The organism is Variovorax raffinosi (assembly GCF_051216615.1).
Classification (GTDB): domain Bacteria; phylum Pseudomonadota; class Gammaproteobacteria; order Burkholderiales; family Burkholderiaceae_C; genus Variovorax.
The window spans coordinates 42,857-67,152 of sequence record NZ_JBPJZR010000007.1 but is presented as its reverse complement, the minus strand read 5'-3'; the positions used below and the strand labels follow the sequence as shown (position 1 = coordinate 67,152).

General features: G+C 67.7%; 24 protein-coding genes. 10 read left to right on the top strand and 14 right to left on the bottom strand.

The genetic code is table 11. The annotated features are described in order from the left end of the window. The first annotated feature begins 6 nt into the window (after positions 1 to 6). The 5 genes from ACSFB7_RS20900 (at position 7) to ACSFB7_RS20880 (ending at position 5,194) form a co-directional block, all read left to right on the top strand. Positions 7 to 978, top strand: a complete 972-nt coding sequence (locus ACSFB7_RS20900; RefSeq protein ID WP_435473537.1) for an amidohydrolase family protein — start codon at positions 7 to 9, stop codon at positions 976 to 978. A gap of 1 nt (position 979) precedes the next feature. Continuing rightward, entirely contained in the window at positions 980 to 2,203 is a 1,224-nt protein-coding gene (locus ACSFB7_RS20895; RefSeq protein ID WP_435473535.1) for a 3-hydroxybenzoate 6-monooxygenase, read from the top strand. After that, positions 2,152 to 3,615: an MFS transporter gene (locus ACSFB7_RS20890; protein WP_435473533.1), complete on the top strand. Its 1,464-nt coding sequence runs from the start codon at positions 2,152 to 2,154 to the stop codon at positions 3,613 to 3,615. The genes ACSFB7_RS20895 and ACSFB7_RS20890 overlap by 52 nt, the downstream gene beginning before the upstream one ends. Beyond that, positions 3,612 to 4,007, top strand: a complete 396-nt coding sequence (locus tag ACSFB7_RS20885) for a DoxX family protein (protein ID WP_435473531.1) — start codon at positions 3,612 to 3,614, stop codon at positions 4,005 to 4,007. The genes ACSFB7_RS20890 and ACSFB7_RS20885 overlap by 4 nt, the downstream gene beginning before the upstream one ends. Positions 4,008 to 4,132: 125 nt before the next feature. After that, positions 4,133 to 5,194, top strand: coding sequence for a maleylacetate reductase (locus ACSFB7_RS20880; RefSeq protein WP_435473529.1), 1,062 nt, complete (start codon positions 4,133 to 4,135; stop codon positions 5,192 to 5,194). Between the two features lie 135 nt (positions 5,195 to 5,329). Here the strand turns inward: ACSFB7_RS20880 and ACSFB7_RS20875 are convergent, their stop codons facing one another. Both ACSFB7_RS20875 and ACSFB7_RS20870 read right to left on the bottom strand, forming a co-directional pair. Then, positions 5,330 to 5,716, bottom strand: coding sequence for a helicase SNF2 (locus ACSFB7_RS20875; protein ID WP_435473527.1), 387 nt, complete (start codon positions 5,714 to 5,716; stop codon positions 5,330 to 5,332). 113 nt (positions 5,717 to 5,829) lie between these two features. Continuing rightward, a complete protein-coding gene (locus ACSFB7_RS20870) occupies positions 5,830 to 7,500 on the bottom strand; it encodes an adenylate/guanylate cyclase domain-containing protein (protein ID WP_435473525.1) in 1,671 nt (556 codons plus the stop codon). Positions 7,501 to 7,529: 29 nt separating this feature from the next. Between ACSFB7_RS20870 and ACSFB7_RS20865 the strand changes: the two genes are divergently transcribed. Next, entirely contained in the window at positions 7,530 to 8,273 is a 744-nt protein-coding gene (locus ACSFB7_RS20865; protein ID WP_435473523.1) for a Crp/Fnr family transcriptional regulator, read from the top strand. 17 nt (positions 8,274 to 8,290) lie between these two features. Here the strand turns inward: ACSFB7_RS20865 and ACSFB7_RS20860 are convergent, their stop codons facing one another. From ACSFB7_RS20860 to ACSFB7_RS20840, 5 genes are all read right to left on the bottom strand, one after another. Then, positions 8,291 to 8,758, bottom strand: a complete 468-nt coding sequence (locus ACSFB7_RS20860; RefSeq protein WP_435473521.1) for a DoxX family protein — start codon at positions 8,756 to 8,758, stop codon at positions 8,291 to 8,293. A 460-nt stretch (positions 8,759 to 9,218) separates the two neighbouring features. Further along, complete coding sequence (locus tag ACSFB7_RS20855; RefSeq protein ID WP_093246775.1) at positions 9,219 to 10,148, bottom strand: LysR family transcriptional regulator; 930 nt, start codon at positions 10,146 to 10,148, stop codon at positions 9,219 to 9,221. A 192-nt stretch (positions 10,149 to 10,340) separates the two neighbouring features. Continuing rightward, complete coding sequence (locus ACSFB7_RS20850; RefSeq protein ID WP_435473519.1) at positions 10,341 to 11,231, bottom strand: helix-turn-helix domain-containing protein; 891 nt, start codon at positions 11,229 to 11,231, stop codon at positions 10,341 to 10,343. A 164-nt stretch (positions 11,232 to 11,395) separates the two neighbouring features. After that, on the bottom strand, positions 11,396 to 12,955 hold the full coding sequence (gntK, locus tag ACSFB7_RS20845; RefSeq protein WP_435473517.1) for a gluconokinase: 1,560 nt from the start codon (positions 12,953 to 12,955) through the stop codon (positions 11,396 to 11,398). Between the two features lie 46 nt (positions 12,956 to 13,001). Beyond that, positions 13,002 to 14,354 carry a GntP family permease gene (locus ACSFB7_RS20840; RefSeq protein WP_435473515.1) on the bottom strand — a complete coding sequence of 451 codons (1,353 nt, stop codon included), beginning with the start codon at positions 14,352 to 14,354 and terminating at the stop codon, positions 13,002 to 13,004. 196 nt (positions 14,355 to 14,550) lie between these two features. Between ACSFB7_RS20840 and gntR the strand changes: the two genes are divergently transcribed. From gntR to ACSFB7_RS20825, 3 genes are all read left to right on the top strand, one after another. Beyond that, entirely contained in the window at positions 14,551 to 15,582 is a 1,032-nt protein-coding gene (gntR, locus tag ACSFB7_RS20835; protein ID WP_435473513.1) for an HTH-type transcriptional regulator GntR, read from the top strand. Between the two features lie 187 nt (positions 15,583 to 15,769). Next, complete coding sequence (locus tag ACSFB7_RS20830; RefSeq protein WP_435473511.1) at positions 15,770 to 16,609, top strand: intradiol ring-cleavage dioxygenase; 840 nt, start codon at positions 15,770 to 15,772, stop codon at positions 16,607 to 16,609. Positions 16,610 to 16,972: 363 nt separating this feature from the next. Then, complete coding sequence (locus tag ACSFB7_RS20825; RefSeq protein WP_435473509.1) at positions 16,973 to 17,731, top strand: sulfite exporter TauE/SafE family protein; 759 nt, start codon at positions 16,973 to 16,975, stop codon at positions 17,729 to 17,731. A gap of 24 nt (positions 17,732 to 17,755) precedes the next feature. On the opposite strand, the gene ACSFB7_RS20820 is transcribed toward ACSFB7_RS20825, so the two are convergent. The 5 genes from ACSFB7_RS20820 to ACSFB7_RS20800 form a co-directional block, all read right to left on the bottom strand. After that, positions 17,756 to 18,115, bottom strand: a complete 360-nt coding sequence (locus ACSFB7_RS20820; protein ID WP_435473507.1) for a DUF1428 domain-containing protein — start codon at positions 18,113 to 18,115, stop codon at positions 17,756 to 17,758. A gap of 67 nt (positions 18,116 to 18,182) precedes the next feature. Then, positions 18,183 to 19,655, bottom strand: coding sequence for a DHA2 family efflux MFS transporter permease subunit (locus ACSFB7_RS20815; protein WP_435473505.1), 1,473 nt, complete (start codon positions 19,653 to 19,655; stop codon positions 18,183 to 18,185). Positions 19,656 to 19,698: 43 nt separating this feature from the next. Further along, a complete protein-coding gene (locus ACSFB7_RS20810) occupies positions 19,699 to 20,118 on the bottom strand; it encodes a VOC family protein (RefSeq protein ID WP_435473503.1) in 420 nt (139 codons plus the stop codon). 62 nt (positions 20,119 to 20,180) lie between these two features. Then, positions 20,181 to 20,708 carry an SRPBCC family protein gene (locus ACSFB7_RS20805; RefSeq protein WP_435473501.1) on the bottom strand — a complete coding sequence of 176 codons (528 nt, stop codon included), beginning with the start codon at positions 20,706 to 20,708 and terminating at the stop codon, positions 20,181 to 20,183. 50 nt (positions 20,709 to 20,758) lie between these two features. After that, complete coding sequence (locus ACSFB7_RS20800) at positions 20,759 to 21,196, bottom strand: VOC family protein (protein WP_435473499.1); 438 nt, start codon at positions 21,194 to 21,196, stop codon at positions 20,759 to 20,761. A gap of 129 nt (positions 21,197 to 21,325) precedes the next feature. Between ACSFB7_RS20800 and ACSFB7_RS20795 the strand changes: the two genes are divergently transcribed. Beyond that, positions 21,326 to 21,979: a TetR/AcrR family transcriptional regulator gene (locus tag ACSFB7_RS20795; protein ID WP_435473497.1), complete on the top strand. Its 654-nt coding sequence runs from the start codon at positions 21,326 to 21,328 to the stop codon at positions 21,977 to 21,979. A gap of 9 nt (positions 21,980 to 21,988) precedes the next feature. Here ACSFB7_RS20795 and ACSFB7_RS20790 read toward each other — a convergent pair whose 3' ends face one another. Together ACSFB7_RS20790 and ACSFB7_RS20785 are read right to left on the bottom strand one after the other, a co-directional pair. Next, positions 21,989 to 22,480 (bottom strand): MarR family winged helix-turn-helix transcriptional regulator, encoded by a 492-nt coding sequence (locus tag ACSFB7_RS20790; protein ID WP_435473495.1) that lies wholly within the window; start codon positions 22,478 to 22,480, stop codon positions 21,989 to 21,991. A gap of 36 nt (positions 22,481 to 22,516) precedes the next feature. Further along, on the bottom strand, positions 22,517 to 24,292 hold the full coding sequence (locus ACSFB7_RS20785; protein ID WP_435473493.1) for an acyl-CoA dehydrogenase family protein: 1,776 nt from the start codon (positions 24,290 to 24,292) through the stop codon (positions 22,517 to 22,519). Positions 24,293 to 24,296: the final 4 nt, after the last annotated feature.

Sequence of the window (24,296 nt, the reverse complement as noted above, 5' to 3'; positions counted from 1 at the left end):
CTTTCCATGAAGAACAAGATTGCGCTCGAAGAGCATTTCGCGATCGACCTCACGATTGCCGACTCGCAGGTCTATGCGCGCCTCGAGGTGTGGCAGGGCCTGAAGAACAACCTGCTCGACTTCGAGCAGCAGCGCATCGAGCAGATGGACGAGTGGGGCACCGAGCTGTCGATCCTCTCGCTCAACTCCCCGGCCGTTCAGTCCATTCCCGATGCGAAGCGCGCCATCGAGGTGGCGCAGCGCGCCAACGACGTGCTGGCCGAACAGGTCAAGCGCCACCCGACGCGCTTCGGTGGATTCGCAGCCTTGCCCATGCAAGACCCCGAAGCCGCCGCGCGCGAACTGGAACGCTGCGTGACGCAACTGGGCTTTCACGGATTCCTGGTCAACGGCTTCTCGCAGGTCGGCGACGAGAACACCGTCGTCTACTACGACGACGCGCGCTTCAACGATTTCTGGACCGCCGCCGCCGCGCTGAAGAAGCCCTTCTACATGCACCCGCGCGACCCGCTGCTGAGCCGTGAACCGATCTACGACGGCGCACACTGGCTCACCGGCCCGACCTGGGCCTTCGCGATGGAAACCGGCATCCACGCGCTGCGCCTGATGTCCAGCGGCATGTTCGACCGCCACCCAGAACTGCAGATGATCCTCGGCCACTTCGGCGAAGGCATTCCGTTCAACATCTGGCGCGTCGACCACATCCTGCGCAAGGGCCGCCGCGGCATGCCCTGCGACAAGGAGATCGGCGACTACCTGCGCAGCAACGTGCACATCACGACCAGCGGCAACTTCCGCACGCCGACGCTGCTGTCGACGATGCTCGAAGTGGGCTCGGACCGCATCATGTATTCGGTCGACTATCCCTTCGAGAAGCACGAGGATGCGGCGCGCTGGTTCGACAAGTGCGAGATCAGCGAGAACGACCGCCAGAAGATCGGCCGCGACAACGCGCGCAAGCTGTTCGGACTGAAGTGACATGGGCACCGTGAAAGACGCACGCCCCGTGCTCGTGGCCGGCGGCGGCATCGGCGGGCTGGCGGCCGCGCTGGCGCTGGTGCGCGAAGGCTATCGCGTGAAGGTGATCGAGCAGGCCGGGCAGATCGGCGAGATCGGCGCCGGTATCCAGCTCAGCCCCAACGCCTTCGCGGCCTGCGATGCGCTGGGCGTGGGCGCGCACCTGCGCGCCAAGGCGGTCTACACCGAAGAGATGGTGATGTTCGACGCCATCGACGCGAAGCGCGTGGCGAGCATCTCGCTGTCGGACAGGTTCCGCGGGCGCTTCGGCAATCCCTATGCGGTGATCCACCGCGCCGACATCCACGGCGCGCTGCTCGAAGGTGTGAAGGCCACCATGAAGGCCACGACTGACGGCATCGAGTTCCTGACATCAACCAAGGTCGTGCACATCGAGCAGGACGACCACGGCGTGACGCTCATCGACGCGCAGGGCGGCCGGCACGAAGGCCAGGCCGTGATCGGCTGCGACGGCGTGCGCTCGGCGGTGCGCCAGCAGTACGTGGGCGACAGCATCCGCGTGTCGGGCCATGTGGTCTTTCGCGCGGTGGTCGACACGGCCGACTTTCCCGAGGCGCTGCGCTTCACCGCGCCCTGCATCTGGGTCGGGCCCAACTGCCATCTGGTGCACTACCCGCTCAAGGGTGGCGACAAGTTCAACATCGCCGTCACCTTCCACAGCGACCAGCCCGAGGAATGGGGCTCGATGGACGGCGACCCGGCCGAGGTGCAGCGCTACTTTCGCCCGACCTGCGAGCAGGTGCAGCAACTGCTGCGCATTCCGAAGGCATGGAAGCGCTATTCGACGGCCGACCGCAACCCCATCGAGCAATGGACTTTCGGCCGTGCGACGTTGCTGGGTGATGCGGCGCACCCGATGGTGCAGTACCTCGCGCAGGGCGCCTGTACGGCCTGCGAAGACGCGGTGACGCTGGGCTTGGCGCTGCGCCGCGAAGAGGGCGACTGGCCGCGCGCGCTGGCGCTGTACGAACGCTCCCGCGTGGCGCGCACCGCACGGGTGGTGCTGTCCGCGCGCGAGATGGGCCGCATCTATCACGCCAAGGGAGTCGAACGGCTGGTGCGCAACAGCATGTGGAACGGTCGCCCGCAGGAACGCTTCTACGACGCGCTCGAATGGCTCTACGGCTGGACGGCGGCCACCTGTCTCGACGAGGCATCGGCGTGAAGGTGTTCCCGCATCCCCTCGAAGCCAGCGGCGGCGGCACGGCCACGGCGGCCGTCGACATCCCTGCGTTGATCGACAGCCACCCCGTCAGCTCGTTCCAGAAATGGATCCTGCTGCTGGTCGGTTGCGCGGTCGTCATGGACGGCTTCGACGTGCAGGCGATGGGTTTCGTCGCGCCCGCCATCGTGCAGGCCTGGGGCATCGACAAGGCCTCGCTCGGGCCGGTGTTCGGCGCAGGCCTGTTCGGCATGCTGGTCGGCTCGCTGGTGCTCAGCACCTGGGCCGACCGCATCGGCCGGCGGCCGGTGCTGCTGGGCGCCACGGTGTTCTTCGCGCTGTGCATGCTCGCGACCACCTTCACGCACACGCTGACCGAACTGCTGGTGATGCGCTTCGTCACCGGCATCGGGCTGGGCGGCATCATGGCCAACGCCAGCGCGCTGGCCAGCGAGTACAGCCCGCGGCGGCGCCGCGTCACGCTGATGATGTGGGTGTCGTGCGGCTTCACCGGCGGCGCGGTGCTGGGCGGACTGGTCTCGGCCGTGCTCATTCCATGGGGCGGCTGGCAGGCGGTGTTCGTCTTCGGCGGCATCGTGCCGCTGGTGATTGCCGCGCTGATGTGGCGCTACATGCCCGAGTCGATGCAGTTCCTGGTGCTGCGCGGGCGCAAGCTGGACCGCGTGCACGGCTGGCTCGGCCGCATCGCGCCCGAGCTGCGCATCGGCCCCATCGCGCCCGAGCTGCGCATCGGCCCCGACACCCGCTACGTGGTGCATGAGGCGAAGCAGGACGGCGCACCGGTGGTCGAACTGTTCCGCGCCGGGCGCGGGCCGGCCACGCTGCTGCTGTGGGGCATCAACTTCATGAACCTGCTCAACCTGTTCTTCCTGGCGAACTGGCTGCCCACCATCGCGACCAGTGCCGGCTACAGCGGCGGCACTGCGGTGCTGGTCGGCACGCTGCTGCAGGTGGGCGGCGTGGTCGGCACGGTGGCGATGGGGCCGCTGATCGACCGCATCGGCTTCTACCGCGTGCTGGTGCCGATCTTCGCGGTGGCGGTGGTGACCATCGCGGTCATCGGCCAGCCGGCGCTGCCGTTGGCGTTGCTGCTTGCGGTGGTCACGGTCAGCGGCTTCTGCGTGGTGGGCGCGCAGCCCGCGCTGATTGCACTGGCATCGAGCGTGTACCCGACGACGGTGCGTGCCACCGGCATGGGCTGGAGCCTGGGCATCGGCCGCGCGGGTTCCATCGTGGGGCCGGTGCTGGCGGGTTGGCTCATCGGGCTGCACTGGACGAACAGCGCGCTCTTCATCGCGGCGGCCGTTCCGGCGCTGCTGTCCTGCGTGATGGTGCTCTGCATGGGGCGATTGAAATTCACGGGCGCCACCGCGCGCCCAGGAGAGACGGCATGACGACGACTTCTTCCCGGGGCTGGACCCTGGCCGCCCGCGTGCTGATGGCCGTGATCTTCCTGGTCGCGGGCGTGCGCAAGCTCATGACCTACGGCGCCACGCTCGGCTACTTCGCCAAGCTCGGCATCCCGCTGGCCGAGGTGGTGCTGCCGCTGACCATCGCGCTGGAGATCGGCGGCGGGTTGCTGCTGATCGCCGGCTGGCGCGTGCAGTGGGTGGCGGGCGTGCTGGCGCTGTTCACGCTGGCCACGGCCTTCACCGCGCATGCGTTCTGGTCTGCCGATGCGGCGCAGTTCGCGGGGCAGCTCAACAACTTCCTGAAGAACGTGGCGATGGTCGGCGGCTTCGTGATGGTCGTTGTCCATGCCCGCGTGGCCGGCGCCGGTCGCTGAACGGAAAACTCCTTTCCGCTGGTGTTGTTGAACGGCCGGCGGCTCGCTGGGACACTCGCGCCCGTCGTATCCTGCGGCGCAGGCGTCCCCTTCCTGGCTGCGAGTCCCTGAGGAAAGATCAAGCGATGTCCGTCCAACCCTTCGTCTACAACAGCGTGCCCCAGCGGGTGGTTTTCGGTGCGGGTTCGCTGCAGCACCTGGCGCGCGAGATCGATGCACTGGGCGCCAAGCGCGCACTGGTGCTCTCCACGCCCGAGCAGCGCCCGCAGGCCGAGCGCATCGCCGACATGCTGGGCGCGCACGCGGCCGGCGTGTTCGACCGGGCCGTGATGCATGTGCCCATCGAGACCGCGCGTGAAGCACGGGAGGTGGCGCAACGCCTGGGCGCCGATTGCGCCGTGGCCATCGGCGGTGGTTCGACCACCGGGCTGGGCAAGGCCATCGCGCTCGACTCGGGCCTGCCGATCCTTGCGATACCGACCACCTACGCCGGCTCCGAGATGACGCCGATCTACGGCATCACCGAAGCCGGCATGAAGAAGACAGGCAAAGACTTCAGGGTGCTGCCGCGCACCGTGATCTACGACCCCGAGCTGTCGGCCAGCCTGCCCGTGGGCATGAGCGTGACCAGCGGCATCAACGCCATCGCGCATGCGGCCGAAGGGCTCTATGCCACCGACGCGAATCCGATCATGGACCTGATGGCGCAAGAGGGCATTGCCGCGCTGGGCCGCGCCTTGCCGGCGATCCGCGCATCAGCGAAGGACCCGGGCGCGCGCAGCGATGCGCTGTACGGCGCCTGGCTGTGCGGCACCGTGCTCGGCAATGTCGGCATGGCGCTGCACCACAAGCTGTGCCACACGCTGGGCGGCAGCTTCAACCTGCCGCATGCCGAGACCCACACCATCGTGCTGCCGCATGCGCTGGCCTACAACGCGGCGGCGGCGCCTGAAGCCATGGCGCGCATCGCGAAGGCACTGGGCGCAGGCAACGCCGCACAGGCCGTGTACGACCTGGCACGCGACAACGGCGCCCCGGTCGCGCTGCGCGACATCGGCATGAAGGAATCGGACCTCGACCTGGCCTGCGCACACGCGCTCAAGAACCAGTACCCCAATCCGCGCCCGCTGGAGCGCGATGCGATCCGTGCCTTGCTGCAGAACGCGTGGGAAGGTGTGCGGCCCTGAGCCGCTGCTTCCTGGCGCCCGACTGGCGGGCGAAGGCCATTGCCCGGCGTGCATGAAAGAAAAAGCCGGCCCCGCTTTCGCAAGGGCCGGCCTGGTTGTGCGGGCCCGCCGAAGCGGGCGGTCGCCGCGAACCGATTACAGCGGCAGTGCATCGCCGCGAGCGGCAGCGCGGGCGGCGGCACGCACCGTGGCGCGGTCGATGGTGCTGGCCACCATGGGCGCGACACCCGACGAAGCGGCTTCGGCGTACGGGTTGTCGCTGTGCGCGGCGGCAACGGCTTCTGCGCGGACCGCGGCGCGGCTCGTGGACGACACGATGGTCGGGGCCGGGCCGGCGTTGGCGCCTTCTGCATAGGGGTTGTCGCTGCGTGCGGCCGCCACGGCCTGGGCGCGCACATCGGCGCGGCTGGCCTGCGAGGTGATCGATTGCACGCCTTCATAGGTTTCGGCGTGTGCGGCACCTGCGGCGCCCAGCATGGCGAATGCGGCTGCGGACAGGGCGATGAGTTGCTTGGTGTTCATGATGAAAGTCCCTTCGAGTGACGGTGTGGTCGGCGGACATTCGTCGTTGCCACGCATGCAGTTTGAAACTGCCGCGCGTTTGGCGCTGTGCGTTTGCGCACCGCTTTCGTCGATTACGCGGAAAGGTTCGCGGGCTGCGGATACAGCACTTGAAGGGGCTCGGAGCGCCCGCGCACGGTGAGCGTTTCCGCCCGGCCCATGGTGCCTGCCACACCCGCCTGCTCGGCCGCGAACAGCGAGACGACAAGGCGCGATGCAGCCGTCTTCGAGTGGTCTTGCAGGCGGCTCGCGGTGTTGACCACTTCGCCGATGGCGGTGAAGGTGGTGGTCTCCTGGTAGCCCACTTCGCCCACCGCCGCGCGCCCCGCATGCAGGCCCATGCCGAAGTCCAGCCGCTGGCCGAACTGGGCCTCGAAGCCTTCGCTCCATGCGTCCATGCGCTGGGCGATCAGCGTGGTCGCATGCAATGCCTGCTTGCATGCGGTGGGCAGGTCGGTCTCCAGCCCGAAGATCGCCATCACGCTGTCGCCGATGAACTGGTTCGGCACGCCGCCGGCTTCGCGCACGGCCGCGCCGACGGTGGCGAAGTAGCGGTCGAGCACATAGGCCAGGTCGAACGGCCACTGGCGCTCGGACAGGCCCGACCAGCGGCGCAGGTCGACGAACAGGATCGCCACGTCGTGCTCGCGCCCGAAGCTTCCGACCGGCGCGGGCCGGCCTTCGTTGGGCAGCGGCGCGAACAGCGGCGTGACCTCGATGTCGCCGCGCGGGCGCAACTGGCAGGCCAGCCGCACGTCGCCCGGTGCGCGCACGCGTTCGAGCGTGCGCTGCTCGTCACGGCCCGGCATGCCGATGTGCGCGGCGGGGCCGATCACGCGCACGCGACAGGTGGAGCAGCGCGCGCGTCCGCCGCAGATCGACACATGGTCGATGCCGTGCGAGCGGCTTGCTTCCAGCACGCTCCAGCCGAGCGGAACCTGCACCGTGCGGTCCGGGTAGCGCAAGGCCACGGACGGCTGGCGCGACAGGCGCGCAAACCAGCTGCGTCCCCAGCGGGCCGCCAGCAGGGTGAGCAGCGCCAGCCCGTAGAACCACTTGATGCCGTCTTCCGCCGCGCCGAGCGCCTTGCCCTGCGCGGCCGTCGGCACGGTCACCTGCGGCACGCCGGTCCACTGGAACTCGCGGCCCATGGAAACGAAGCCCATCGCGGCCGTTACCGGCAGCAGCACCGCCACGGCCAGCAGCACATAAGAAAAGCGCCGGTAGGCCGGCTGCGCGCGCAGCGCGAAATGCAGGCCCAGGCAGCCGTGCGTCCAGGCCGCGAGCATCATCCCGAGCTGCGCGGCGGCGCCCGGCCAGTCCCACAGCCCCCAGACGACGCGCACATAAGAACCGTCGATGCCATAGGCCAGGTAGGCGCCGCGCATGGCGGTCAGGTGCTTGACCAGCAGCAGCGGCAGCGCGAAGCCCAGCAGCACGCGCAGGCCTTCGAGCGGCGGCATGCGCAGGGTGCGGCGCTCCCACAGTGCGACGACGGCCAACGCCAGGTGCGTGGCGGCGGCGCCGTACAGCAGCAGCGTGCCCGGCAGGCTGTGCCAGAAGAGCTGCACGCCCCGCAACACGGTTTCGGCCGCGGCAAAGGAATAGATGCCCAGCGAATGGTTCAGCAGGTGCGCCGTGATGTAGGCCATCAGCACCAGCCCGCTCGCCCAGCGCAGGTTGCGCCGTGTCGGCGGTCTCAGCGAAAAAGGGGAATGAGGGGTTGGAGGGGAACGTCTGTCCATGAACGGGTTCGAAGCGGCACCCGAGCATAATGCGCGCGCCCCTACCGACCGGCATGGCCACACCTCCAAACTCTCCCCGCTCCAGCCTTGCGCTGCGCCAGATCGCGCTGCTCGAAGGCCTCTCCGACCAGCGCCTGGACCTGCTGGCCCGGCAGTGCCTGTGGCACAGCGTGGAGGCCGGCAAGCCCTTGCTGCTGCGCGCCGAGCAGCAGGGCGAGGTGTTCCTGCTGGTCTCCGGCCGCGTGCGGGTGACGACCTATTCGGCCAACGGCCGGCAGGTCACCTTCCGCGATTCCGAAGCCGGCGAGCATTTCGGCGACATTGCCGCCATCGACGGCGGCCCGCGTTCCGCCGACGTGGTCACGCTCGAACCCAGCGTGGTCGCCAGCCTCGACCGCCCCGCCTTCATGGCCCTGCTGCGCGACGAGCCGCTGGTGGCCGAGCGCGTGATGCAGCGCCTGGCGTCCCTGGTGCGGCAACTCTCCGAGCGCGTGATCGACCTGAGCACCCTCGGCGTGCAGAACCGGCTGCATGCCGAACTGCTGCGCCTGGCGCGTGTCGCGGGGGTCGACAACAACGAGGCCCGGCTGGAGCCCGCGCCCAAGCATGCGGCGCTGGCCAGCCAGATCAGCACCAACCGCGAGCAGGTCACGCGCGAACTCAATGTGCTGGTGCGCAGCGGCGTGCTGCGCAAGGACGGCAAGGCCCTGGTGGTGGCCGACGCCGCCCGCCTGGAGCTGATGGTTTCGCAGGTCAGGGGCGACGCCGGTTGAGCCGCAAAATCAGTTAATCAGTTCCAGCGGCCGTTCGTTCCGCCGACGCTGAACCGGCCGGCGCCCAGCAGCACCACGGTCAGCGCGCCGAACAGGTACAGGCCCTGCAACTCGAGCGCCCAGCCGCCTTGCTTGGTCAGCGCGAACAGGTCGGCCATGTGCACGAGGCCGAAGGCCACGATCATGTTGATGACCACCACGCCGGCGGCGGCACGCGTGAACAGGCCGGCCATCATCAGCAGCGGGGCGACGATTTCACCGATGAACACGAGGTAGGCCAGGCCGCTCGGCAGTCCGGCCTTGGCCAGCATGCCGCCGATGAAGCCCACGCCGGCCGACAGCTTGAAGACGCCGTGCAGCAGCACCAGGAAGCCGACGCTCACGCGAAGCAGCAGTTTGCCGGCGTCGTCGGTGTTGATGTTGGTGGACAGCGGCGATGCGATCGGCGCACGCGGGGTGTTGGCGGTTGCGGCCTGGGTGTTCATGGCAGATCCTTGGAAACTTGAAAAGGGAGGGGCCGTCGCGGAGTGCGGCGGTTGCGGTTCCAGTGTGCGGAGCTGTCTTCTGCCGGGATGTGCGTTTACGCACCTTTTCTTGAAATACCGCCTTGGTTGTGTGTCTGCGGTCCTGCTTTGGGGCGCTGCTGTTCATCAGTTCAGGGCGACGCTCACGCCGACACGGTGCTCTTTTTCGCGAATGTCCCCCGCTTCGCTCCTCCTTTATTTCGCGAAAAAGAGCCCCGTATCGGCGCGAGCGCTGGACAGAGCGGTTGTGGATCAGTGGTTCACCAGCAGCGTGCCCTTGTGCGAATGACGCCGGGTGCTCCCCGCAGCGAAATAAAGGAGGAGGGGCGCGCAGCGCCCCGGGGGACATTCGCGGAGGGGAGCACCCGGTGTCATTCGCACCCGCCCTGAATGAACCCGCACCCGAGACAGCGACAAACCTCTAGTGCGTGCCGAAGTGCCCAGTCCACTTGCGCTCGTAGTCCATCTTCTGGAAATGCGCCGCCATGAAGTCGATGAAGCTGCGCACCTTCGCCGACAGGTGCTTGCGGCTCGGGTACGCCAGGTTGATCGTCAGGTGCGGCAAGTCCCAGTCGTCCAGCGTGGGCACCAGCCGGCCGGCCACGATGTCCTCGTAGACGATGTAGGTCGGCTGCACCAGGATGCCCATGCCGTCGAGCGCGGCGGCGCGCAGCACCTGGCCGTCGTTCGATTCGAGCAACCCGCTGACCGACACCGTGTGCGTCTCGCCCTTGCGGCTGAAGCGCAGCTCGTTCGGGTTGTTGGCGTGGGTGTAGATCAGGAGCTTGTGCTGCTTCAGCTCGTCCAGCGTCTTTGGAAAACCATGCTGCGCAAAGTAGCGCGGCGAGGCCGCGAGGATGCGCCGCGTCTCGCCCAGCCGGCGGATCGTCACGTTCGAATCGGGCTCGAACTCGCGCGTGCGGATCGCCACGTCGATGTTGTTGTCGATCAGGTCGAAGTAGCGGTTGGCCGCCTCCACATGCACCGTCACGCCCGGGTAACGCTGCGTGTACTCGCGCAGCAGCGGCGCGATGTGATGGATCGAGAACGACAGCGACGCCGTGATGCGCAACGTGCCCGTGGGGTTGAGCGCGGTCGCGTTCACCGTCGATTCGGCATCGGACAGATCGGCCAGGATGGTGCGGGCGCGGCCGCAGAACTCGCGGCCGGTGTCGGTCAGGTACAAGCGGCGCGTGTTGCGCTCCACCAGCCGCGCGCCCAGGCGGGCTTCGAGCGCGCTCAGGTGGCGGCTCGCGGCGGCGTTCGACAACCCCAGCGCCTCGGCCGCGCGGCTCAGGCTGCCGGCATCGGCGATCTGCACCAGCAGTGCGATTTCGGTCCAGCGGTCCATGGTGGTGTCTCCGGGGCTTTTCTTCTGTCGTGCCGTCGGCGGGGATTGGCCGCCGCACCCCGACGTTCGCGAGCGCTCGATTTTATGGGGCGGGTCGTTGGCGATGCGCCTGGCCGTCGTGCCGACCACGATGCCCTATCTCGGCGGACGGATCGCAGATCCACACGCACGCACAGCGCCCCCTCGCGCCCTTCAGCCAACGGCCCGCAAGCAACCCGCGCGAAATTCCCCCGGCGTCATTCCCTTGATCCGTCGGAAATGCCGGTTGAAATTCGAGATGTTGTTGAACCCCACCTCATAGCAGATGCTGCTCACCTGCTGCCGCGTCGACGCCAGCAGGCGGCAGGCCTTCGCCACGCGCAGGCCGATCACGAAGTCGGTGAAGGTCTGGCCGGTGGTGCGGCGAAAGCAGCGCGAAAAGGCGTTCTCGCGCATGCCGACGATCGCGCCGACCTCGGCGAGCGAGAGTTCGTCGGCGTAGTTGTCGCGGATGTGGTCCAGGGCCTTGTGCATGCGCAGGGCACGACCGCTCTCGTCGAAACATTCATCGGCGAGAACGGCGCCGGCGAGCAGGCGGTAGTCGGTCCATTGCGCAAGCTCGTTCAACAGCGCGGTGAATTCGGCGAAGCGCGCGAGGCCGTTCAGCGTCTCGATGCGGCGCAGCCGCGCGCGCGTGTCCGCGCCCAGTCCGACGAACTGCACACCCTGCCGCGCGCGGGCCAGCAGCGGCCCGACGTCGCCGAGTTCGGGAAAAAGGGCCATGCCGCGGCGCAGTGGTTCGTCGCTGAAGCGCAGCACCAGGCCATCCGGGGTGCCGAAAGGCGGCGCGCGATGCTCGAACGCGAGGCTGCGCGGCAACCGGGGGCCGAGAAGCACGACGGTGCCTGGCGCGAAGCTGTGCGTCTCTTCGTCCGCGCCGCCGCCCAGGCGCAGGCGCGCGGGCAGGGTGCCGATCAGATGCAGCTCATGGTCGTGCAGGCAGCTCGCGGGATCGTGCCTGCGAGCCGAGAACGCGGCGGCCGTTTCGCAGTGGACCGTGGCGCTGGAATCGAGCGCGTCGGCCCGGACGGTCGCGGCGGGCACGGGTCCGCGCCATGCAACCGGGTCGATGCCGTGCGGACCGCGTGGCATGCGCAACGCGGCCTTCGCATACGGGCGGGAGATGGGCATGGAGGCCAATGGCATCGTGTTCAGCAAGACCAGTTCTCCAGCGGGCATCAACATCAATCGGTCGAAGGGGAAGGGTGTCAGCTTTTGCGCGGCGGCTGCGGCACCGCCGTCTGCTGCTGGAACGCGGCCAGCAGCCGGTATTCCTCACTGAGCTTGCGCGGCAGCGAGAGGTAGACCGGCAACAACTGCCGGTAGAGCGCGGCGTTCTTGGCGTTGGGCGTGTGGCGGTGCGTGGCGCCGACCATGCGCGCCACCACGTCGAGCGAATCGACATGGCCCAGCGCATAGAGCCCGAGCACCGCGGCGCCGAGGCAGGAGCTTTCGAAGCTCTCGGGCACGACCACCTCGCGGTCGAACACGTCGGCCATCATCTGGCGCCACATGCCCGAGCGCGCGAAGCCGCCGGTGGCCTTGATGTGCGCGCTGCGCCCCGCGATCGACTCGACCGCCGGCAGGATGCTGTACAGGTTGAAGATCACGCCTTCGAGCACCGCGCGGATCATGTGTTCCTTGCGGTGATGGATGCCCAGCCCGAAGAAAGAGCCGCGCAGGTCGGCGTTCCAGTAGGGCGCGCGTTCGCCGGTGAGGAAGGGGTGGAACACCAGCCCTTCGGAGCCGGCCGACACGCGTTCGGCGATGCGCGTGAGCACCTCGTAGGTGTCGATGCCCAGTCGCTTGGCGGTCTCGGCTTCGGCCGAGGCGAACTCGTCGCGCACCCAGCGCAGGATGATGCCGCCGTTGTTCACCGGTCCGCCCACCACCCAGCGACGCTCGGCCAGCGCATAGCAGAAGGTGCGGCCTTCGGGGTCGGTCATCGGGTGGTCGACCACGGTGCGCATCGCGCCGCTGGTGCCGATGGTCACGGCCACTTCGCCGGGCGCCACTGCGTTTACGCCGAGGTTGGAGAGCACGCCGTCGTTGGCGCCGATGACGAAGGGCGTGTCGCGCGACAGGCCCAGTTGCGCCGCGACGTCGGCTGCAAGGCCCTCGATGTGCCAGGTGGTCGGCACCGGGCGCGGCAACTGGTCGGCGCGCACGCCGGCGAGCGCGAGCGCGCCTTCGTCCCAGTCGAGCTGCTCGATGTTGAAGAGCCCCGTGGCCGAGGCGATCGAATGGTCGACCTGCCACTGGCCGAAGAGCCGGAAGAACACGTATTCCTTGATGCCGACGAAGCGCGCCGCACTGGCGAAGAGTTCGGCGCGCTCGTGGCGCAGCCACACCAGCTTGGCCAGCGGCGACATCGGATGGATCGGCGTGCCGGTGCGGCGGTAGATCGCGTCGCCGCCCCATTCGTCGCGGATGCGCTCGGCCCACGCCGACGCGCGGTGGTCGGCCCAGGTGATGCTGCGCGTGAGCGGCTTGCCCGCGGCGTCGATCAGGATCAGGCTGTGCATCGCCGCGCTGAACGACACGGCGAGCACGTCGGCGGGCGCCGCCTTGCTCTCCTTCACGCAGCCGGCGATGGTGGTGAGCACCGCCTGGAAGATCAGCTCCGGGTCTTGCTCGGCGGCGCCGGCCTCGGGCTGCAGCAGCGGGTATTCGACCGTGTCGTGCGACAGCACGCGCCCGGCCGGCGTGAAAGCCACCGCCTTGGTGCTGGTGGTTCCGATATCGACCCCGATGACGATGCGGCCCATGGCTTCGGTCTCCTTCGCTTATGCGATCTTGTTCATGCGGTCACCTTCAGACGACCATGCTCAGCAGCATGATGAGCACGATGGCCACGACCGAGATCAGCGTTTCCATCACCGTCCAGGTCTTGAAGGTCTCGGCCACCGTCATGTTGAAGTATTGCTTGACCAGCCAGAAGCCCGCGTCGTTGACGTGCGAAAGAATCAGCGACCCCGCGCCCGTGGCCAGCACCAGCAGCTCGCGGTTCACGCCCGGCACCATGGTGGCGAGCGGCGCGACGATGCCCGCGCCGGTGATGGTGGCGACCGTGGCCGAGCCGGTGGCGATGCGGATCACCCCCGCAACGAGCCACGCCAGCAGGATCGGCGAGACCTGCGCATGCAGCGCCATCTGACCGATCGCGTTGCCCACGCCGCTGGCCACCAGCATCTGCTTGAAGCCACCGCCCGCGCCGATGATCAGCACGATGGCTGCGGTGGGCGCCAGGCTGTCGTCGACGAACTTCATGATCTGTTTGCTGGTGAAGCCGCGCGCATAGCCGAAGGTGTAGAGCGACAGCAGCAACGCCGCCAGCAGCGCGGTGATCGGGTGGCCGATGAAGTCCATCCACAGGCGCACGATGTTCTTTTCGTCCAGCGCCACGTCGGCGAAGGTTTTCAGCAGCATCAGCGCCACCGGCAGCAGCACCGTGACCAGCGTGATGCCGAAGCCCGGCAGCTCGCGTGCCTCGGGTTCGCGCGCCAGTTGCTCCAGCAGCTCGGGCGAGGCCTCGCCCGGCACGTACTTCGAGATGAACTTGCCGAAGATCGGGCCCGCGATCATCGCGGTGGGCAGGCCGACGATGAGGCCGTAGAAGATGGTCTTGCCGATGTCGGCGCCGAACACGCCGATGGCCAGCAGTGGCCCCGGGTGCGGCGGCACGAGGCCGTGCACCACCGACAGGCCCGCCAGGAGCGGAATGCCGATGCGGATCAGCGACACGCCGGTGCGCCGCGCCACGATGAACACCAGCGGAATGAGCAGCACGAAGCCGATCTCGAAGAACAGCGGAATGCCGACCAGGAAGGCCGCGAACATCATGGCCCAATGCACGCGCTCCTTGCCGAAGGCGTCGATCAGCGTGCGCGCGATGCGGTCGGCACCGCCCGACTCGGCCATCATCTTGCCGAGCATGGTGCCCAGGCCGAGCACGATGCCCACGAAGCCCAGCACGCCGCCGAAGCCGTCCTGGAAGGACTTCATCACCAGCTCCACCGGCATGCCGGAGGTCAGGCCCAGGAAGCCCGCGGCCAGCGTCAGCGCGATGAAGGGGTGCACGCGCCAGCGCGTGATCAGAAGGATCAGCCCGAGGATCGCCACCAGGGCGTCGACGAGCAGAAAAACCTCTTTGCTCATTCCGAACATGTGTGTCTCCTGAATCCGGGCGCTGCGAGGGCGGCCGGTGATCGATGAATGGGATAGCGCTATCCCGCACAATCCAAAAAAACCAGCTCTTTGGCGCGCTCGGGTTTCTCCGAATCGGCCAGGAGGCTGGACAGCGCTATCCTAGGACAGCGCTGTCCAATCCAATCTTGGTACTAACCCTTAGACCTCATCGACCATGGCCGACGCCCCCGAGCGCCCTCGCTCCCGTTCCTCCAGCCACGTTACGCTCGATGACGTGGCCCGTGTGTCAGGCGTCAGCCCGATCACGGTGTCGCGCGCCCTGCGCGGCGCGCGCAATGTGTCGCCCGACCTGCAGGCTCGCGTGCAGGCGGCGGTCGACCAGCTCGGCTACGTGCCCAACGTGGCGGCGCGCGCGCTGGCTTCGGCGCGCAGCTCGCACGTGGCGGTGCTGATCCCGTCGCTGACCAACCAGCTCTTCGTGGAGTTGCTCGAAGCGGTGCAGGACGCGCTGGCGCCGCACGGTTTTCAGTCGCTCATCGGCGTGACCCACTACGACCCGGCGCAAGAAGAGGCGCTGCTGCGCAGCTACCTCTCGCAGCGGCCGGCGGGCGTGCTGCTCACCGGCTTCGACCGCAGCGCCGCCGCCTTGCGGATGCTCGAGCGCAGCGACGCGCCCTGCGTGCACCTGATGGAAACCTCGACCGCGCCCGGCATCCACAGCGTGGGGTTCTCGCAGCAGGACGCGGGCCGTGCCATCGTGCAGCACCTGCTGCAGCGCGGCCGCCGGCGCATCGCCTATGCCGCGGGCCAGCTCGATCCGCGCGTGATGCTGCGGCTGGAGGGCTATCGCGAGGCGCTGCGCGCGGCCGGCTGCCACGATCCGGCGCTCGAGCTGCTGGTGCCGGGGCCGACTTCCATCGCGCTGGGCGGCCGGCAATTCGAGGACCTGCTCGCGCGCCATCCCGACGTGGACGCCATCTTCTATTGCAACGACGACCTCGCCCAGGGCGCGTTGCTCGCCGCGCTGCGTGGCGGCGTGCCGGTGCCGCAGCGCGTGGCGATCGCCGGCTTCAACGACCTGGGCGGCAGCGACCAGATGCTGCCGCCGCTGACCACGGTGCGCACGCCGCGCCAGGCGATCGGTGAGCGCGCGGCCTCCATGCTGCTGGCGTTGATGCGCGAGGAAGCGGTGGCCGAGCGCACGGTGGACCTGGGCTTCGAGTTGATGGTGCGGCAGAGCAGTTGAGTCGAGGGGGCGCGGCCTCGCGGCACGTCGAACCGTTCGTGTTCGTGTCGCCCTGGTCCCTCTTCGCAGGCGCGCCCGTCCGCGACCGTTCCGCTGGGCGAAAAAATCATTTGCACCCTGGTGCTTTCAGCGCGAGGAGGTGCGGCCTACAGTGCGCCGTATCGACAAGACAACAGGAGACGCCACGATGCGCAACCTCAACCAGGACAACATCACGCAAGCCGTGCTCGCGCGCTTTGCCGACACGCCCGACCCGCGCCTGCACGAGATCATGACCAGCCTGGTGCAGCACCTGCATGCCTTCGCGCGCGAGGTGAAGCTGACCGAGGCCGAGTGGTTCCAGGGCATTCAGTTCCTCACGGCCACCGGCCAGAAGTGCGACGACAAGCGCCAGGAGTTCATCCTGCTGTCGGACGTGCTGGGCCTGTCGATGCTGACCATCGCGATGAACAACGACAAGCCGGCCGGCTGCACCGAAGCCACCGTGTTCGGCCCGTTCTACTTCGAGGGCGCGCCCGAATACGAAAACGGCGCCGACGTGGCCAACGGTGCCATCGGTGCCCCTTGCGACGTGCATGCGACGGTGCGCGGCCTTGGCGGCGAGCCAGTGCCCAGTGCGGTGGTCGACGTGTGGCAGGCCGACGAGGGCGGGCACTACGACGTGCAGCTCGAAGGCCTGGACCACGCCGAGAACCGTGGCCGCCTGCGCACCGCATCCGACGGTTCGCTGCACTTTCGCAGCGTGCTGGCCGAGGCCTATCCGATCCCGGTCGACGGGCCGGTGGGCGACCTGCTGCGTGCAACCGAACGCCATCCGTGGCGGCCCGCGCATCTGCACTTCAAGATCGAGGCGCCGGGCTACGAGCGGCTCATCACCCATGTGTTCCGCGAGGGGGACCAGTGGCTCGATTCCGACGCGGTGTTCGCGGTGCGCCAGTCGCTGGTGGCGCCTTGGACGTTGCAGGACAACGGGCGGTGGCGGCTTGACTTTGACTTTGTGCTGAACCCCGAGGTGCAGACTGCCTGAATTGGTTGTCTTGGGGTGTTGGGCGTTGCTGTTCAGGGCGGGTGCGAATGACACCAGGAGCTCCCCTCCGCGAATGTCCCCCGCTTCGCTCCTCCTTTATTTCGCTGCGGGGAGCACCTGGTGTCATTCGCACGTGGACACGCTCTGCGTTTGCGGCCGATCAACCAGTGCTCTGAGCGCTCACGTCGATACGGGGCTCTTTTTCGCGAAATAAAGGAGGAGCGAAGCGGGGGACATTCGCGAAAAAGAGCACCGTGTCGGCGTGAGTGTCGCCCTGAACAACGCGCTGCAAACCCGCCCCAGGCCTGCTACGCTCGCCAAGCCTGCCGCCACGGCGGGCTTTTTTCTGCGCTCTTCATTCCCATGGCCTTTCCCCTCATCACCGATCCGCATTTCTATGCGGTCGCCATTCCCGCCGTGCTGCTGCTCGGCATCAGCAAGAGCGGCTTTGGCGCCGGCTTCGGGTCGCTCGCTGTGCCGATGATGGCGCTGGCGGTCACGGTGCCGCAGGCCGCCGCGATCCTCATGCCGCTGTTGCTGCTGATGGATCTGCTGGGCCTGGCCGCATTCCGGCGTGACTTCGACCGCTCGCTGCTGAAGTTCCTGATCCCGTTCGGGCTGCTGGGCACGGTGATCGGCACGCTGCTGTTTCGCATGCTGTCGCCGCACTCGGTGGCGGGCATCGTCGGCGTGTTCACGCTGCTGTTTCTTGCGCAACGCCTGCTGTTTCCGCCCAAGCCCAATGACCCGTTGCCTTCGCGCGGGGTGGGGGCGGTGCTGACGACCGTATCGGGCTTCACCAGCTTCATTGCCCATGCGGGCGGGCCGCCGGTCAATGCTTACGTGATTCCGCTGCGGCTCACACCGGTGGTGTTCACCGCGACGATGGCCTACTTCTTCTTCGTGGTGAATCTCAGCAAGTGGATTCCCTATGCGTGGCTCGGGCTGCTCGACTTTCGCACGCTGGCCACCTCGCTGGTGCTGATGCCGATTGCGCCCTTCGGCGTGTGGGTCGGCATTCGCATTGCACGCCGCATCGATGCGACCTGGTTCTATCGCTTCGTGTACCTGGGCATGTTGCTCACGGGCCTCAAGCTCGTGTACGACGGGTTCATCGCCTGAGCTTGAGGCCGGTGCTGCGCAAGCTCAGAGTTCGACGATGGATGTGAAGCCGCCGTAGATCATCCGCTTGGCATCGAAGGGCATGGTCTTTGGGTCCATCGATGTGATGCGCGGGTCTGCCATGACCTTCGCGTTCACCGTGTCGCGGTGCTTGCGCGATTTGTAGGTGATCCACGAGAAGGCCACTGTCTCGTCGGCCTTCAGCTTCACGCTTTGCGGGAACGATGTGAGCTTGCCGGGCTTCACGTCGTCGGCAATGCACTCCACGTATTCGAGTGCGCCGTACTCCATCCAGACCTTGCCGGCCTTGCGTGCCAGCTTGCGATAGGCCTCGACATTTTTGGTGGGAATGGCAACGATGAATCCGTCCACATAGCGAGCCATGGGTGATCTCCTGAACATTGAATAGAAGCGTTGAAGAAAAAACACGGGCGTTGGCATGGCGTCGCGTTCACGACGCCGCCGTTTCGCCCGCCGTGCCTGGGGTTGCCGTTTCTTCGTTGTTCTGCATTTGCCCCGGCGAAGCGGTGCGAAGCAGCAAGACCCCGATCAGACCTGCCACCGCCGCGAATACGGCGCCGACAAGAAACGCAAGGTTGTAGCCACCGGTGAGCGCCAGCGGCATCTGCGCGCCGGCCGCTTCCATGGAGCCGGTGCGTGCCGCCGCGGCGCTGGCCAGCACGGCCAGGCCCAGCGCGCCGCCCATCATGAAGGCGGTGTTGACCACGCCCGAGGCCAGGCCCGAATCGGCCGGATCGACCTCGCTCATGGCCGCCAGCAGCATCGGGTTGAACGCCATGCCGGCGCCCAGGCCCAGCAGCATCATGCCGGGCAGCACATCGGTCACGAAGTTGCCGTTGACCGGCGCGCGCGCGAACAGCGCCAGGCCGATGGCCGCGAGCCACAGCCCGGCCGCGAGCGGCCGGCGGATGCCGAAGCGCATCACCAGCTTGGCCGACAGGCCCAGCGAGAACACCGCCATGATCACGTTGGCCGGCAGGAAGGCCAGCCCGATCTGCATCGGCGTGTAGTTCAACACCAGCTGCATGTAGAGCGCGGAGATGAAGAACCACGCGAACATGGCCGCGGCCCAGAGCACGCCCACCACGTTCGCCACCGACACGCTGCGCAGGCGGAACAGGCCCAGCGGCATCAGCGGATGCTGCACGCGCGCCTCGATGGTGATGAACACGGCCAGCAGCACGACGGCCGCGCCGAGCAGGCTCACCGTTTGCGTGGAGCCCCAGCCGGCCTCGTTGCCGTTGACCACGCCATACACCGCCAGCATGAGCGACAGCGTGACGGTGACCGCGCCGGCCACGTCGAGCTTTTCGCCATGCGCCTGGCCGCGCGCGTTGGGCAACAACGCCACGCACAGTGCGTACACGGCAATGCCGATCGGCAGGTTCACGAGAAAGATCCAGTGCCAGCTCAGCGTGCTCGTGAGCAGGCCGCCGAGCAGCACGCCGATGCTGCCGCCGCCGGCGCAGACAAAGCCGTAGACGCCCATCGCCTTGGCGCGCTCGGCCGGCTCGGTGAAGAGATTCATGATCAGCGAGAGCGACACGGCGGAGACCACCGCGCCGCCCAGCCCCTGCACCGCGCGCGCCGTGACCAGCAGCACCTGCGAGTTGGCGATGCCGCAGGCCAGCGAGGCGAGCGTGAACAGAACGAGGCCGATCAGGAAGAGCTTGCGGTGGCCGTACAGGTCACCGAGCCGGCCGCCCAGCAGCAGGAAGCCGCCGAAGGTCAGCATGTAGGCATTCACCACCCAGACCAACGAGGTTTCGGTGAAGCCCAGGTCGGTACGGATAGAAGGCAATGCCACGTTCACGATGGTGGTGTCGAGCACGATCATCAGGACGCCGAGGCAAAGAACCATCAATGCGAGCCAGCGCTTGCGGCCGTCGAGTGTGTCGGTCATGGGAGGTGGTCTCCAGGAGGCGCGAAAAGAAAAAGTGAAAGGGTCAGACCAGCGGCTTGCCGCCGTTGATCAGCCAGGGCGTGCCGAAGCGGTCGGTCACCATGCCGAAGGCCTCGACCCAGAAGGTCTTGCCGAAAGGCATCGTGACGTTGCCGCCGTCGGCGAATGCGTTGAACACGCGCTGCGCGTCGGCCACGGTCTCGATGGTCAGCGCCACGCCGAAGCCCTTCATGCCTTCATAGGGCTGGCCGGGCATGGTGTCGGAGGCCATCAGCATGCCGTCGCCGTAGGTCAGCGCCGCATGCATGATGCGACTCGCCGCGCCGGGCGGGAACTGCTCGGCACCGGGCGCTTCGCCCATGGTCATCATCATGTGCATCTTGCCGCCGAGTGTCTTCTCGTAGAAGCGCATGGCCTCTGCTGCATTGCCGTCGAACGTGAGGTAAGCGTGAATGGGGGACATGGTGAGGTTTCCTTCGAGGTGAGTGGATGTGGGTTGCGTGGATGCGCGTCGAGTGGGCCGGTCTACTTTTCTGTCGCGGTCTTGAGGTTGGCAAGGCCGGCCTCGAAATCCTTGCCGATCATCTGGTCCATGTTGAAGAAGATGCCCATCAGCTTGGCGACGTAGGGGCTCTTGCCCTGCATCGACCAGGTGACCTGCGTGGCATCGCCTTGCGGCTGCAGCGTGAACTCCGCCAGGTTGTGGCCTTCCATGGGGCTGGTGAAGTCGAGGTTGATCGCGATCTTCGAGGAAGGCGATGACTCTGCGATTTCCATGCGGCCCGCGCCTGCCTTGCCCTTGCTGTCCCAGGCATAGGTGGCGCCCTTGCCGCTGGCGCTGCCGCCGAAGGTGCGCTTCATGTCGGGGTCGAGCTTTTCGTAGGGCGACCATGCGCCCCAGCGATGGAAGTCGTCGATCAGCGGAAAGATCTTCTCGGCCGGTGCCTGGATGCGCGCGGTGCGTTCCACGCGGAAGGTGTCGGGCCGGGTGGCGGCGTAGATGAGCAGCACGGCGATCAGCGCGAGGACGACAAGGGCGATTTTCTTGAGCATGAAAAAACTCCGAAGGCAGGGTCAGGCAGTGGGATGGCCGAAGGGCCGCATCAGTCGGCGTTGACTACCAGCAGCCAGCCTACGCCGAAGCGGTCGCTGAGCATGCCGAAGCTGGAGGTGAAGAAGGTCGGGATCAGCGGCTGCATCACCTGGCCGCCGTTGGCCAGCGCATCGAACCACTTGTGCGCTTCGGCATCGGTCTTGGCGGTGAGCGCCAGCATCACGCCCTTGAACTCGGGCTGGCCGGAGCAGCGGCCGTCGGAGGCCATCAGCTCGGTTTCGCCGATGCGAACGACCGCGTGCATCACCTTGTCGGGTGCAGGGGCGGCACCGGCGCAGCCGGCTTCGGCGTTGTTGCCGGGGGCGCCTTCGGCCGGCGCTTCGCTGTAGCGCATCAGCTGGACGACTTCGGCGCCGAGCGCCTTCTTGTAGAAGGCGAGGGCTTCGTCGCAACGGCCCTCGAACGAGAGGTAAGACTGGACTTTCATGGCGTTTCCTTTGGCGAAGAGGTGTGGGGATGGCCTCCGGTGTCTCAGGCCGCAAACAATCGGATTACTTTGTGTACACCGTCCACAAAGAATAACAGAGATAATGGACAGTGTCCACATGGAGAGGCAATGAAGCTCAACAACGTCCCCGCCGGCCTGCCCGCCGCCCGCAGCACTTATCGCCACGGCGATCTGCGCCGTGCGCTGCTGGACGCAGGCATTGAATTGGCCCGCGATGGCGGCCCGGACGCTGTGGTGCTGCGCGAAGCCACGCGGCGCGTGGGCGTGGTGCCGAACGCGGCGTACCGCCATTTCGGCAGCCGGCAGGAACTGCTGCTGGCGGTGCGCGAAGCGGCCCTGTCTGCCGCTGCCAGCGCAATGGAAAAAGAACTGGCGGTGCTGCCCTGCGACCAGCCGCCCGCCGACTTTGCGCGGGCGCAGGTGCGCGCCATCGGCACCGCCTACCTGCGGTTCGCGCAGGCCGAGCCCGGCCTGTTCCGCACGGCGTTCGTGATTTCCGACGAGGGCAATGGCGAGCTGGGTCCGGCAAGGGCCGGTGCCAGCGGGCTCGACTCCTTCCAGTTGCTCGGCGCGGCCATCGACCGGCTGGTGGATGCGGGCGTGCTCGATCCGGCGCGCCGCCCCGACGCTGAATACTTCGCATGGTCGGCCGTGCATGGCCTGGCGCTGCTCGTCATCGATGGGCCCTTGCGCGGCACCGATGCCGCCGCTGTCCATTCGCTCGGCCAGCGCCTGATCGACATGGTCGAGCGCGGCCTTTGACCGCGTTGGCTACAGGTAGATCTTCTGCAGCAGCTTGATGAGCGTCTCGCGCTCGCGCGCCGTGAGCTTGGCGCTGGCATCGGCTTCGAGCTGCACCACGGCCTGCTCGGCTTCCTGGATCAGTGTTTCACCGGCCGGCGTGAGGTGCAGCCCGACCGCGCGGCCGTCGTGCGGGTGCGGGCGGCGCTCGATCAGGCCCCGGCTGTCCAGCGTGGCCACCAGGCTCACGAGGTTGGGCGGCAGGATGTCGAGCGTGTTGCACAACTGCCGCGAGGTGGCACCCGGGTTGTGCGCCAGCAGTGACAGCACCGAAAAGTCGATCTGCTTGAGCCCATAGGGCGCCATGCGCTCTGCAAAGAGATCGCTGACGATCAGCCAGGCGCGACGGGCGTTGTAGCCGACCAGGGTTTCGAGCATGCTCGCGTCGAGCCGGTCGGACTTGCCTTGCGGCGCCGCGGTCAGCTCGCCTTTCGCGGGGACGGGTTTCGTTGAAGGGCGCATGGCAAGAGCGTAACCGCCCGCGCGGTCGCTGGATGCCTATTGCGCGACACCGGCAGCTTTCGTCGTTCCTGCCGAGTGCGTCAGGGCCACGGTTTCGCAGGCCCGCTTGACGATGCCCAGGCGCATCTCGAACTCGGGCAGCACCCAGCGCCGGAAGGCCGCTGCTGCCCGTGTCCGCATGGCGCGGCCCGGGTCATTCGGGGCGGTCGCTTCGTCGGCCACCTCGATGCGTGCCCAGGCCCAGGCCATCATCGTGAGCACCACCACGCGCAGGTAGTCGTCGGCCACTTCATATGGCAGCACGGGGTTGGCATGTGCGGCCATCGCCACGGTGGTGCCCAGGTAGCGCAACTGCGCCAGCCGGCGCTGCACGTCGGCATCGGCCTCGCGCGAGGCATCGAGCGTGTCGCGCAATTCGAGCAGCACCGCCGACATGGCGGTGCCGCCATCGGGCAGCACCTTGCGCACCAGCAGGTCGATGGCCTGGATCTCGTTGGTGCCCTCGTAGATCATGGTCACGCGCGCATCGCGCACCACCTGCTCGATGCCCCATTCGCGCACATAGCCGTGGCCGCCGAACACCTGCAGGCATTCGCTCGCGCCCTGAAAGGCCTGCTGCGTGCACGCCGCCTTCAGCACCGGCGTGACCAGCGAGCACCAGCGCTGCGCGCGCTCGCGGGCCTTGGGGTCGGCGTCGTGCGCGGCGATGTCGAGCATCAGCGCGCTGCGGTAGGCAAGGGTGCGCGCGCCATCGATCCAGGCGCGCTGCGTGTCGAGGATGCGGCGGATCGCGGGATGCTCGCCGATCAGGTCGGCAGGCTCGCCGCCCCGGCTCGCGGGCACGGGACCGGGTGCGCGCATCTGGCGGCGCTCGGCTGCATAGACGTCGGCCTTCTGCCAGGCGGCATCGAGCAGGCCGATGCCCTGCAGCGCCACATGCAGGCGCGCCGAATTCATCATCACGAACATCGCAGCCAGGCCCCGGCCCGGTTCACCCACCAGCCAGCCGGTGGCTTCGTCGAAGCGCATCGTGCAGGTCGGACTGCCGTGCAGGCCCATCTTCTCTTCGATGCGTTCGCAGTGCACCGCATTGCGCGTGCCGTCGGGCAGCAACTTGGGCACGAGCACCAGCGACAGGCCCTTGGGGCCGGCCGGCGCATCCGGCAACCGGCACAGCACGAGGTGCACGATGTCCGGCGTCAGGTCGTGCTCGCCGCCGGAGATAAAGATCTTGCTGCCGCTCACGCGCAGGCTGCCGTCGGCTTGTGGCGCGGCGCGCGTGCGCACCTGCCCCAGGTCGCTGCCCGCGTGCGCTTCGGTCAGGCACATGGTGGCCAGCCATTCGCCAGTCGCGATCTTCTGCAGATAGCGCCGCTTCAGTTCCTCGCTGCCGTGGTGCTTGAGGCAGGCATACGCGCCATGCAGCAGGCCCGGCGCCATCGTGAGGCCGTGGTTCGCGCCCGCGAGCCATTCATAGAGCACGGCTTCGAGCACGGCGGGCAGGCCCTGTCCGCCATCTTCGGTGGCCGCCGAGAGCGCCGGCCAGCCGCCATCGACAAAGGCCTGGTAGGCCGCGCGAAAGCCCGGCGGCGAAACCACCTCGCCATTGGCGAATCGGCAGCCGACTTCATCGCCCTCGCGATTGATCGGTGCGACCACCTCGCCGACGAAGCGCGCGGCCTCTTCGAGCACCTGCGACTGCAGGGCTTCGTCGACCTCGGCAAAGGGCGCGAGCGCAGCGAGGCGCGTTGGCGCATCGAGCACGGCGTTCAGCAGAAAGCGGACGTCTTCGGGGCGGGGCTTGTAGTCCATCGGG